At 62.2% G+C, this 10,506-nt stretch carries 11 protein-coding genes; 9 read left to right on the top strand and 2 right to left on the bottom strand.

Going from position 1 to position 10,506, the window contains the following annotated elements; genetic code table 11:
* Nucleotides 1–15 precede the first annotated feature (15 nt).
* Nucleotides 16–255: a hypothetical protein gene (locus tag C3418_RS24500; protein ID WP_219812684.1), complete on the bottom strand. Its 240-nt coding sequence runs from the start codon at nucleotides 253–255 to the stop codon at nucleotides 16–18.
* 533 nt (nucleotides 256–788) lie between these two features.
* On the opposite strand from C3418_RS24500, the gene amt reads away from it, so the two are divergent.
* The 4 genes from amt to C3418_RS24335 all read left to right on the top strand — a co-directional run bounded on the left by amt (nucleotide 789) and on the right by C3418_RS24335 (nucleotide 4,737).
* A complete protein-coding gene (gene amt, locus C3418_RS03945) occupies nucleotides 789–2,216 on the top strand; it encodes an ammonium transporter (RefSeq protein ID WP_010673021.1) in 1,428 nt (475 codons plus the stop codon).
* A 232-nt stretch (nucleotides 2,217–2,448) separates the two neighbouring features.
* Nucleotides 2,449–3,801 (top strand): 23S rRNA (uracil(1939)-C(5))-methyltransferase RlmD, encoded by a 1,353-nt coding sequence (gene rlmD / locus C3418_RS03940; protein ID WP_103857994.1) that lies wholly within the window; start codon nucleotides 2,449–2,451, stop codon nucleotides 3,799–3,801.
* Between the two features lie 174 nt (nucleotides 3,802–3,975).
* Nucleotides 3,976–4,485 carry a GNAT family N-acetyltransferase gene (locus tag C3418_RS03935; RefSeq protein WP_174217465.1) on the top strand — a complete coding sequence of 170 codons (510 nt, stop codon included), beginning with the start codon at nucleotides 3,976–3,978 and terminating at the stop codon, nucleotides 4,483–4,485.
* A gap of 81 nt (nucleotides 4,486–4,566) precedes the next feature.
* The gene (locus C3418_RS24335; RefSeq protein ID WP_164882685.1) at nucleotides 4,567–4,737 is read left to right on the top strand and encodes a DUF5363 family protein; all 171 of its coding nucleotides are present in this window, start codon (nucleotides 4,567–4,569) and stop codon (nucleotides 4,735–4,737) included.
* Here C3418_RS24335 and tppF read toward each other — a convergent pair.
* Entirely contained in the window at nucleotides 4,706–5,320 is a 615-nt protein-coding gene (gene tppF, locus C3418_RS03930; protein ID WP_029313748.1) for a type IVa pilus pseudopilin TppF, read from the bottom strand. The genes C3418_RS24335 and tppF overlap by 32 nt on opposite strands.
* A 40-nt stretch (nucleotides 5,321–5,360) precedes the next feature.
* Between tppF and C3418_RS03925 the strand changes: the two genes are divergently transcribed.
* The 5 genes from C3418_RS03925 to deoA all read left to right on the top strand — a co-directional run bounded on the left by C3418_RS03925 (nucleotide 5,361) and on the right by deoA (nucleotide 10,506).
* Complete coding sequence (locus C3418_RS03925; protein WP_103857993.1) at nucleotides 5,361–6,149, top strand: TatD family hydrolase; 789 nt, start codon at nucleotides 5,361–5,363, stop codon at nucleotides 6,147–6,149.
* Between the two features lie 213 nt (nucleotides 6,150–6,362).
* Nucleotides 6,363–7,637, top strand: a complete 1,275-nt coding sequence (locus tag C3418_RS03920) for a NupC/NupG family nucleoside CNT transporter (protein ID WP_010673026.1) — start codon at nucleotides 6,363–6,365, stop codon at nucleotides 7,635–7,637.
* 123 nt (nucleotides 7,638–7,760) lie between these two features.
* Nucleotides 7,761–7,931, top strand: coding sequence for a XapX domain-containing protein (locus tag C3418_RS03915; RefSeq protein ID WP_010673027.1), 171 nt, complete (start codon nucleotides 7,761–7,763; stop codon nucleotides 7,929–7,931).
* 387 nt (nucleotides 7,932–8,318) lie between these two features.
* Nucleotides 8,319–9,092 (top strand): deoxyribose-phosphate aldolase, encoded by a 774-nt coding sequence (deoC, locus tag C3418_RS03910; protein ID WP_039039946.1) that lies wholly within the window; start codon nucleotides 8,319–8,321, stop codon nucleotides 9,090–9,092.
* Nucleotides 9,093–9,174: 82 nt separating this feature from the next.
* Complete coding sequence (gene deoA / locus C3418_RS03905) at nucleotides 9,175–10,506, top strand: thymidine phosphorylase (RefSeq protein ID WP_103857992.1); 1,332 nt, start codon at nucleotides 9,175–9,177, stop codon at nucleotides 10,504–10,506.

Below are 10,506 nucleotides of genomic sequence, written 5' to 3'. Positions count from 1 at the left end.
CAGAAGGAGGCAATATCAATATGATGCACGGCGACAGCAGGGTGATGGTGGTGGTGTGTTTGGAGACAGCCAGTTTACCAGCACCCTGTCTGTCAACTTCCACTTCCCCAAGATCCCGCGAAGAACCTGAAAATAGGCCACGCCGTCGCCATCGGAGGCCAGGGTAAAGCCGAGATCCTGATAGAACTGCTTTGACAGCGGGAAATCCCGGGCAGGCACGAAGGCCTTGATTTCGGTCACGTTGAGATTGGGCATGGGCTCCTCGCGGCGCTGGGAACAGGGGATGATGGCTTGCCAGTATGACCGGGCATTTCGGGGCAAGCCAGACGAATGGCGCGAGTTTGCACTCTTATCGTGCTTGTGCCCCTCGGGTGGGGGGATATTGGCCGTCAGCCTCATTTGATTTCACCATGGTAAGGCCCATTTCATTTATTTCATAAATACCTTAGCGGGATAGATAAGCCTGCCAAGGTGACATCACCACGGGTTCGCCCCGTCATTGTGAGGTGGTTGGGTCATCCTGGTGCATTTTCCCGGCAATGCACAGCCAAAGTGCGATTTTCCCCCTGTAACCGGGCATTGTGCGCCAAGATGGTGCGTGTTGAATGTGATAAAAAGATAACGCTATGAAATAAAAGGATTATTTTTCTTGGCCTGCTTTATGCTTTCCCCATGTCATGTCGCCATGATGTCTCCGTGAGCCACACAGGTACGGTGGGCAGGTGGCCAGGTTGGAAATGCATATCAGGAAATGGACCCGGATGCCGGGACGACAAGGAGAGGGCTGTATGTTCAAGAGACTCGTAATGACTGGCCTGCTGGCGCTGGCCGCCACCATGGCCGCCCCGGGCTGGGCCGAAGAGGTGGCCGCGCAGGCCGATGTGGTACAGGCGGCCGCGACCGTGACCATCAACAAGGGGGACAATACCTGGCTGATGGTGGCGGCGGCCCTGGTGATCCTGATGTCCGTGCCGGGCCTCGCCCTCTTCTACGGCGGCCTGGTGCGCGCCAAGAACATGCTGAGCGTGCTGATGCAGGTGTTCACCCTGTTCTGCCTCATCACCGTCCTCTGGGTGGTCTACGGTTACTCCCTGGCCTTCACCGAGGGCGGCGCCTTCTACGGCTCCTTCGACAAGGTGCTGTTGATGGGGGTGACGCCGGATTCCATCGCCGCCACCTTCAGCAAGGGGGTCGGGATCAGCGAGTTCATCTACGTGGTGTTCCAGGGCGCCTTTGCCGCCATCACCTGCGGGCTCATCGTCGGCGGCTTTGCCGAGCGGATGAAGTTCTCGGCGGTGCTGCTGTTCGCGGTGATCTGGTTCACCTTCGCCTATATCCCGATGGCGCACATGGTGTGGTACTGGGCGGGTCCGGATGCCTACACGGATGCGGCCGCCGCCGAAGCGGCCGGTGCCACCGCAGGCTATCTGTTCCAGCACGGCGCTCTGGACTTCGCCGGCGGCACCGTGGTGCACATCAACGCCGCGGTGGCCGGTCTGGTTGGGGCCTTCATGGTGGGCAAACGGGTTGGCTATGGCCGTGACCCCATGACCCCCCACAGCCTGACCATGACCATGATCGGTGCCGCCCTGCTGTGGTTCGGCTGGTTCGGCTTCAACGCTGGCTCCTCCCTCGAAGCCAACGGCACGGCTGCCCTGGCCTTCGCCAACACCTGGATCGCACCGGCCGCTGCCGCCCTCTCCTGGACCTTCGCCGAGTGGGCGATGAAGGGCCGTCCCTCCCTGCTTGGCGCGGTCTCCGGTGCGGTGGCGGGCCTGGTCGCCATCACCCCTGCCGCCGGTTTCGTCGGTGTGGGGGGCGCCCTCATCATCGGCCTGCTCAGTGGTGTGGCTGGTCTGTGGGGCGTGCACGGTCTCAAGCGTCTGCTGGGGGCCGATGACAGCCTGGACGTGTTCGGCCTGCACGGGGTGTGCGGGATCCTGGGTGCCGTGCTGACCGGGGTGTTCGCCAGCCCGGATCTGGGCGGCACCGGGGTGTGGGACTATGTGACCAACCAGGTGGCCGAGGGATACTCCATCCTGGCCCAGGTCAAGGTACAGGTCATCGGCGTGGGGGTGACCGTGGTCTGGACCGCCCTGGTCTCGGCCGTGGCCTACAAGCTGGTGGACCTGCTGATCGGTCTGCGGGTGAAGGAAGATGCCGAGCGCGAAGGGCTGGACGTGACCAGCCACGGCGAGAAAGCCTACAGCCATTGATCCTGCTGCCATGAATGTCATACCGCCGGCCCCGTCCGGCGGTTTTTTTTATTGGGGCGAGGTGGCCAGGCTGCCCGGACCGGGCCGCTGGTGGCCGGGGTCGCTATTTGTGTCTGCGGGGTCTTTTATGCCTGCATTTTGGGCGGATCTCCGCTAAACTCTGCCACCCTTTATTCGGGGTCGCCGGGTCTGCCCCGTCGTCACCCTCTCTTTCATGCCTTCGGAGCCGCTCATGCCGTTAGTGGGACACCAACATCAGATCGATATTCTGGAACTGACCGACAAGGGGGATGGCAAGGGTCGCCTGTTCGATCGCCCCCTGTTTGTCGAGGGTCTGCTGCCCGGTGAGCAGGCGCTGGTCGAGTTGACCGAGGTCAAACCGAACTACCTGCACGGCAAGCTGGTCGAGTTGACCCAGCCCTCTGCCGATCGGGTGGCCGATTTTTGCCCCAACACCGAATGCGGTGGCTGCCAGGTGCGCCCGCTGGCCTATCCGGCCCAGCTTGCCCTCAAGCAGAGCCTGGTGCAGAGCGCACTGGAACAGGTCGGGCTGGGTGAGGCCGTGGTCAACCCCATCCTCGGCATGGAGACGCCGTTTGCCTACCGCAACAAGGCCCAGTACGCGGTGCGTGGCAGCGAGGCGGGCGCCGAGATCGGCTTCTACCGCAAGCACTCCCATGACCTCATCACCGCCGATGATTGTGCGGTGCAGGACTCGCTGCACATGGAGCTCAACGCCCGGGTACGCAACTGGATGCGCGAGCACGACATCGCGGCCTATGACGAGGTGGCCCACACCGGCTGCGTGCGCAACCTGATGACCCGCAAGGGCTTCAAGAGCGGCGAGCTGATGGTGGTGCTGGTGACCCTGGGCGAAGCGCTGCCGTTCGAAGCCGAACTGCTGGCGGCCCTGGCGGATCTGCCGGTCACTACCCTGGTGCAGAACATCAACGAGGCGCGTACCAACCGCATCCTGGGTGACAAGAACCGGGTGCTGCTGGGCAGCGGGGTGATCCGCGACAAGATCCACGAGCTCGAATTCGAGATCTCGCCCCTCTCCTTCTTCCAGAACAACCCGAGCCAGACCGACGTGCTCTACTCCAAGGCGCTGGAGTATTGCGAGCTGACCGGCAGCGAGACGGTGTTCGACATCTATTGCGGCATCGGCACCATCTCCCTGTTCCTGGCAGGCAAGGCCGCCAAGGTGGTGGGGATTGAGTCGGTGGAGAGTGCCATCAGCGACGCCCGTCGCAATGCGGCCCTCAACGGCATCGAGCAGACCGAGTTCCACGTGGGCAAGGCGGAGCAGCTGATGCCTGCCCTGCATGCCGACGGGGTGAGTGCCGATGTGGTGGTGATGGATCCGCCCCGCAAGGGCTGTGACAAGGCGGTATTGCAGACCCTGGTGGCCATGGCGCCGCGCCGTCTGGTCTATGTCTCCTGCAACCCCCAGACCCTGGCCCGGGATCTCGCCTGGCTGGTCAAGCAGGGCTTCGTGCTGGACGAGGTGCAGCCGGTGGACATGTTCCCGCACTCCATGCACGTGGAAGCGGTCGCTCGCCTGAGCCTGCCAGCGAAGGCCTGATCGTCGCTCGGGATCTTCCCCTCGCGCGATGCAGGTGGAAGCGGCCTGTCAGCGAATCCCTGATCGGGCCGAGGGCGTGGCGTTAGCCAGATGGCTCTGATAAAAACGACTCCTGAGGGAGTCGTTTTTTTATGGTTGTGGTCGGCAGAGCCACCAGGCAGGGAGGTCGGCGTGATGATTCGTATGGCAGGGGTGGAGGATGCGGCGGTGCTGGATCGCTTCTTCGGGCAACTGGACAGGGAGACCCGCTTCATGCTGTATGAAGCGGGAGAGCGCCCCTCGGACATCGAGGGGCAGCGCAGGCGGCTCGAGGCCATGGCCGCGGCCCCCAATCAGGCCATGTGGCTGCTGGAGCTGGCGGGGGAGGTGCAAGGGTTTGCCGCGCTCCTTGGTGGCGGCCTGGCACGCAACCGCCACTGCGCCCTGGTGGTGATGGGGCTGCGTTCGGGGGCGCGCGGGCAGGGATGGGGGGAACGGTTGCTGCGTACCTTGATCGCGACCGCGAGGGATCTCGGTATCCACCGGCTGGAGCTGGGAGTGATGGCCCACAACGAGGTGGCCCACGCCTTGTATCGCAAGTGCGGGTTCGTGGAGGAAGGGGTGAGACGGCAGGCCTATCGGCTGGACGAGGGCTATGTGGACGAGATTTCCATGGGGCTGTTGCTGCCGCTGGACAGGCCATGACGCCGCTGGCCCCGAGATGCTGGTCTGGGGAGTTGGATTGGGGCAGGCTTGTGGGGAAACTATCGAGACAAGGAGGCGCCCATGAAGGGGATATTGCTGCGTTGGCTGGCTCGCTACGATGCCTGGTGCCAGGAGTGGGGACTCACACCGGAGAACCGGCGCTGCTGCGCGCCGGTACGCCATGATGAAGAGGAGAAGCGCCCGGAGAAGGGCGACGACCTCACTGGAACTGGCGGGTCACGGCGCCAGTGACGCTGTTGTAGTCGAACGATAGCCCGTCGGGGTATGCCGGGAAGCGGCCCACGGAGCTGCGCAGGGTATAGCGGCAGTTGTCGTGACGAAGGGCGCCGTCAGCCTGAGCGTCTGCCGGGATGAGCCGGGAGATGTAGTCACTGTCTGAATCCTGGTGCAACTCATCGGCCACCGTCAGATCGGTATCGAGCAGGGCGCCAAACAGGCTCTCGCAGTCGTCCCGGCTGCTGACGGAAATCTGATCGCTGTCGCCACCGGGGAAAACGGTATCGGGCCCCTGACCTCCCTGGTCCTCCTTGGTGCCCACCGGCCAGCCATGGCTGTTGATGTCGAGATCCTGCCTGCCCATGCCGCTAAAGTTGTAGAGTGCCAGGGGCTCCCCCTTAACCTTGACCGCCCAGCCGGCGTGGGCGAGCCGGGCGGCACTGGCAAAGCTGCCCGCCGTGGCCGAGACGCTGCTCTTGAGCCCGTCGTCCTGGATGTTGATGAAGCGGGGCAGAGCGGTCACGGCCAGGATCCCCAGCACGATGATGACCAGCACCAGTTCTATCAGGGTAAAGCCTCGGGAAACGTGTGTTGGCATGGAATGAACCCATTGAGTACGACAGACAGGTAAGCGCGACATGGAATTGATAGACACCCACTGCCACCTCGATTTTCCGGTCTTTGACGCCGATAGGGAGGCGCTGCTGACCCGGTGGCGCCAGCTGGGGGTGGGCGAGTATATCATCCCCGCCGTGGGAGAGGAAAACTGGGGGCGGGTGATGGCGCTGGCCGGGTGCCACGACGACATCCGCTATGGCCTGGGGATCCATCCCTGGTATGTGGGCAAGCAGCCCCGGGATGCACTGACCCGGCTGGAGACCCTGCTGGCGAGTCGGCCCCGTGGGCTGGTGGCCGTGGGGGAGTGCGGGCTGGATCTGCGCTCCCATGTGTCGCAGGAGGGGCAGGTCGAGATGTTCGAGGCGCAGGTGCGGCTGGCCATGGCGCATGCGCTGCCCCTCATCGTCCACTCGGTGCGTGCCAACGACACGGTCGCCAAGATCCTGCGGCGCTTCACACCGCCACAAGGGGGGGTCATTCACGCCTTCAGCGGTTCCCTGCATCAGGCGGAGGTGTTCTGGCAACTGGGTTTCAGGCTGGGGATCGGGGGGGTCATCAGCTATGAGCGCGCCAACAAGACCCGGGAGGCGATACGCCAGATGCCGCTGGAGGCCTTGCTGCTGGAAACCGACGCTCCCGACATGCCGCTGCAAGGCCAGCAGGGGGAGGTGAACACGCCGGCCAGCCTGCCGACCATAGCCCGCTTGTTGGCACAATTGCGGCAGCAACCGCTGGAGGATGTTATTTCGGTGTTACATGACTCCACCCGGCGGCTGTTCCCCCCAGGAAATCATGAAATTAACATTTGATTATCAAATGATGACCGAGTGATAAAAAACAGGGCCCATAAAAATCGTTTGCGGTCTAATTAAACGATGTTCAGGCCGTTTGTGGCTTATAAAATGTGACCAGTATTCTATTTTGTCGCACCGTAATTAGTATAATGCGCACCCTTGATTAGCGGCTTCAATACACAAATCGTTAACAAGCTGGCAGGTGCTACTAAAGAGGAAGTGTTAATAATGAATCTGATAATGGGTCTGGTAGGGATGGCGACGCTCATCCTGATTGCGGTGCTGTTCTCCAGCAACCGCAAGGCAATCAAAATTCGTACCGTAGGTGGCGCCTTTGCCATCCAGGCCGGTCTGGGGGCCTTCGTGCTCTACGTACCGGTCGGTCGTGACATCCTGGTGGGCGTGTCCGACGCCGTCTCCAGCGTCATCGGTTATGGCCAGAACGGCATCGAATTCCTGTTCGGTGGTCTGGTTGGCAACAAGATGTTCGAAGTGTTCGGTGGCGGTGGCTTCGTCTTCGCCTTCCGCGTCCTGCCCGTCATCATCTTCTTCTCTTCCCTGATCGCGGTACTCTACTACCTCGGCATCATGCAGTGGGTGATCAAGCTGCTGGGCGGCGGTCTGCAGAAGGTGCTGGGCACCTCCCGTACCGAATCCCTCTCCGCCACTGCCAACATCTTCGTCGGTCAGACCGAAGCCCCGCTGGTGGTACGTCCCTTCATCTCCAAGATGACTGACTCCGAGCTGTTCGCCGTCATGTGTGGTGGTCTGGCTTCCGTTGCCGGCTCCGTGCTGGCCGGTTACGCCTCCATGGGCGTCAAGATGGAATACCTGATCGCCGCCTCCTTCATGGCTGCCCCGGGTGGTCTGCTGTTCGCCAAGTTGCTGGTACCGGAAACCGAGACCCCGAGCTACGACGAGAACACCGCAGAAGGTGAGCTGGACGACAAGCCGGCCAACGTGATCGACGCTGCTGCCGCCGGTGCCTCCGCCGGTCTGCAACTGGCCCTGAACGTGGGTGCCATGCTGCTGGCCTTCATCGGCCTCATCGCCATGATCAACGGCATCTTCTCCGGTGTGGGCGGCTGGTTCGGTTACCCGCAACTCTCCCTGGAGCTGCTGCTGGGCTGGCTGTTCTCCCCGCTGGCCTTCCTGATCGGCGTGCCCTGGAGCGAAGCGGTCGTGGCCGGTTCCTTCATCGGTCAGAAGCTGGTGGTCAACGAGTTCGTGGCTTACCTGAACTTTGCCCCCTACCTGAAGGATGAAGTGCTGATCAACGGTGTGGCCATGTCCGAGCACACCAAGGCGATCATCTCCTTCGCCCTGTGCGGCTTCGCCAACCTGTCCTCCGTCGCCATCCTGCTGGGTGGTCTGGGCTCCATGGCACCGAACCGTCGCGGCACCATCGCCAAGTTCGGTCTGAAGGCCGTGCTGGCAGGTTCCCTGTCCAACCTGATGTCTGCGACCATCGCAGGCTTCTTCCTGGCGCTGTCCGGCATGTAACATCGCCTGACTGACAGGATAAAGACGAACGCCACAGCGATTTGCTGTGGCGTTCTCGTTTGGGGTGGTGACAACCGTTTTCCTGTCAAGACTAATAATAAAGTGAGTCAAATCGGAGGTTCTATGAATGAAGTGCTACTGGCTATGGCGGCCGGCTTTATCGTTGGGGTGTTGTTTTCTTTCCTCAAGTTGCCGATACCGGCGCCGCCCGTCCTCTCCGGCGTCATGGGGATCGTGGGGGTCTATCTGGGGGGCATTGCCTACTCCTGGATCCTGACCCGCTTCTTCTCTTAAGCGCCTTCCAGCGCTGGATTTGCCGGGTGTGAGGTACCTCTGAAATTGGCAAATCCGGCTTGCAAACACGGGGTATCTCGGCTGAAATAGGCGATGCCAGCAGGGTGCTGGCATTGACTAATGCCCGGTGAATCCGGGTGTTGGCGGTCAAATGGAATTGATTGGGAAGTCGGGTCTGCGTAGTCGGCCTTTCTCAAGTCTTCATGGAACCAAGTCCGCACTTTTGTAAGAAAGTGACAGGGCTCTTGCCTTATTTGCAGCCGTATTGCCTGTGCATTTGCGCTGCAATTCCATATCCCGTTGCTCCGGGAACGTCTCTGCCGACCCTTGGTGTTCGGTGAAGCCGCTCGCGGGTGATGGGGCTTAACAAGACTTTGGAGACATAGCATGACTGATCTGAAAGTGGCCGCCCAACGCGCCCTGAACCTGATGGACCTGACCACCCTGAACGATGACGACACCGATCAGAAGGTGATCGACCTGTGCCACAAGGCCAAGTCTCCGGCCGGCCTGACCGCCGCCGTCTGCATCTACCCCCGTTTCATCCCCATCGCGCGCAAGACCCTGCGTGACATCGGCGCCGCCGACGTGCGCATCGCGACCGTGACCAACTTCCCCCACGGCAACGACGACATCGAGATCGCCGTGGCCGAGACCCGCGCCGCCGTGGCCTACGGTGCCGACGAGGTGGACGTGGTCTTCCCGTACCGCGCCTTCATGGCCGGCAATGAACAGGTCGGCTTCGATCTGGTCAAAGCATGTAAGGAAGCCTGCGGCGCCAAGGTACTGCTGAAAGTGATCATCGAGACCGGCGAGTTGAAGGAAGAGGCGCTGATCCGTCGCGCCTCCGAGATCTCCATCGACGCCGGTGCCGATTTCATCAAGACCTCCACCGGCAAGGTGCCGGTGAACGCGACCCCGGAAGCTGCCCGCATCATGATGGAAGTGATCAAGGCCAAGAACCCGAAAGTGGGCTTCAAGCCGGCCGGTGGCGTGAAAGACGCCGCCGTGGCGGGTCAGTACCTGGCCATGGCCGAAGAGATCCTGGGCAAGGACTGGGTATCCGCCCGCACCTTCCGCTTCGGCGCCTCCAGCCTGCTGGCCAGCCTGCTGGCGACCCTGGGGCATGGCGACAAGCCTGCCAATACCAGCGGTTACTAAGCGGTGGCAGGGGGCGGTGCGCCGCCCCCTTTCGGATCTGGTTCGGTCTGTGTTCGTGTGTGATGCACGGAGGGAATGAAAGATGTTTTTGCCTCAAGAAATTATTCGCAAGAAGCGCAACGGTGAAGCGCTCAGTACCCAAGAGATTCAATTCTTCGTCCAGGGCATAACCAACAACACCATCGGCGAGGGGCAGATCGCGGCCCTGGCCATGGCGGTCTACTTCAAGGACATGACCATGGATGAGCGGGTTGCCCTGACCTGCGCCATGCGCGACTCCGGCATGGTATTGACCTGGGACCACCTCAATCTGGGCGGCCCCATCGTCGACAAGCACTCCACCGGCGGTGTGGGTGACGTCGTCTCCCTGATGCTGGGCCCCATGGTCGCTGCGTGCGGCGGTTTCGTGCCCATGATCTCCGGCCGTGGTCTCGGCCACACCGGCGGTACCCTCGACAAGCTGGATGCCATCCCCGGCTACCAGACCTCGGTCGACAACGACCGCTTCCTGAAAGTGGTGAAAGAGGCGGGGGTTGCCATCATCGGCCAGACCGGCGATCTCGCCCCGGCCGACAAGCGTATCTACGCGGTACGGGATATCACCGCCACCGTCGAGTCCATTGCCATGATCACCGGCTCCATCCTCTCCAAGAAGCTTGCCTCCGGGCTGGAAGCGCTGGTGATGGATGTGAAGGTGGGCTCCGGCGCCTTCATGCCGACCTTTGAAGCCTCTGAAGAGCTGGCCAGGAGCATCGTCGCCGTAGCCAACGGGGCCGGCTGCCGCACCTCTGCACTCCTGACCGACATGAACCAGGTGCTGGCCTCCAGCGCCGGCAACGCCGTGGAAGTGCGCGAAGCTGTGCGCTACCTGACCGGTGAGTATCGCAACCCGCGCATCCACGAAGTGACCATGGCCCTGTGCGCCGAGATGCTGATCTCCGCCGGTCTTGCCAGCGATGACGGCGATGCCCGCACCAAGCTGCAAGCGGTGCTGGACAATGGCAAGGCAGCCGAGATCTTCGGGCGCATGGTGACCGGCCTCGGTGGTCCCGCCGACTTCATGGAGCGCTACGACGCCTACCTGCCCAAAGCCGCCATCGTGCGCCCCGTCTACGCGGCCCACAGCGGATTCGTCACCGCCATGGACACCCGTGAACTGGGCCTGGCCGTGGTCGCCATGGGCGGTGGTCGCCGCGCCGCCGCCGACAAACTCGATTATGCGGTCGGTCTGACCGACTTTATCCGCCTGGGTCAGAGCGTCGAGGCTGACAAGCCGCTCGCCCTGATCCACGCTCAGACAGAAGCTCAATTTGCCGAGGCTGCCCGCATGGTGCAGGCTGCCGTGAAGATCGGCGACACCCGACCAGAGGCGCTGCCCGAGGTTTACCGTCGCATCGGTCTGGCTGATTTGTAA

It is taken from the genome of Aeromonas sp. ASNIH8 (genome assembly GCF_002919855.1).
Taxonomy (GTDB): domain Bacteria; phylum Pseudomonadota; class Gammaproteobacteria; order Enterobacterales; family Aeromonadaceae; genus Aeromonas; species Aeromonas caviae.
The sequence above is the reverse complement of the archived record's forward strand: the minus strand, read 5'-3'. Positions and strand labels throughout refer to the sequence as shown.

What these genes read in the sequence shown, in the direction of transcription:
- C3418_RS24500 (WP_219812684.1), bottom strand. Translation starts at nt 255, where the DNA reads ATGCCCAATCTCAACGTGACCGAAATCAAGGCCTTCGTGCCTGCCCGG.
- amt (WP_010673021.1), top strand. Translation starts at nt 789, where the DNA reads ATGTTCAAGAGACTCGTAATGACTGGCCTGCTGGCGCTGGCCGCCACC.
- rlmD (WP_103857994.1), top strand. Translation starts at nt 2,449, where the DNA reads ATGCCGTTAGTGGGACACCAACATCAGATCGATATTCTGGAACTGACC.
- C3418_RS03935 (WP_174217465.1), top strand. Translation starts at nt 3,976, where the DNA reads ATGATTCGTATGGCAGGGGTGGAGGATGCGGCGGTGCTGGATCGCTTC.
- C3418_RS24335 (WP_164882685.1), top strand. Translation starts at nt 4,567, where the DNA reads ATGAAGGGGATATTGCTGCGTTGGCTGGCTCGCTACGATGCCTGGTGC.
- tppF (WP_029313748.1), bottom strand. Translation starts at nt 5,320, where the DNA reads ATGCCAACACACGTTTCCCGAGGCTTTACCCTGATAGAACTGGTGCTG.
- C3418_RS03925 (WP_103857993.1), top strand. Translation starts at nt 5,361, where the DNA reads ATGGAATTGATAGACACCCACTGCCACCTCGATTTTCCGGTCTTTGAC.
- C3418_RS03920 (WP_010673026.1), top strand. Translation starts at nt 6,363, where the DNA reads ATGAATCTGATAATGGGTCTGGTAGGGATGGCGACGCTCATCCTGATT.
- C3418_RS03915 (WP_010673027.1), top strand. Translation starts at nt 7,761, where the DNA reads ATGAATGAAGTGCTACTGGCTATGGCGGCCGGCTTTATCGTTGGGGTG.
- deoC (WP_039039946.1), top strand. Translation starts at nt 8,319, where the DNA reads ATGACTGATCTGAAAGTGGCCGCCCAACGCGCCCTGAACCTGATGGAC.
- deoA (WP_103857992.1), top strand. Translation starts at nt 9,175, where the DNA reads ATGTTTTTGCCTCAAGAAATTATTCGCAAGAAGCGCAACGGTGAAGCG.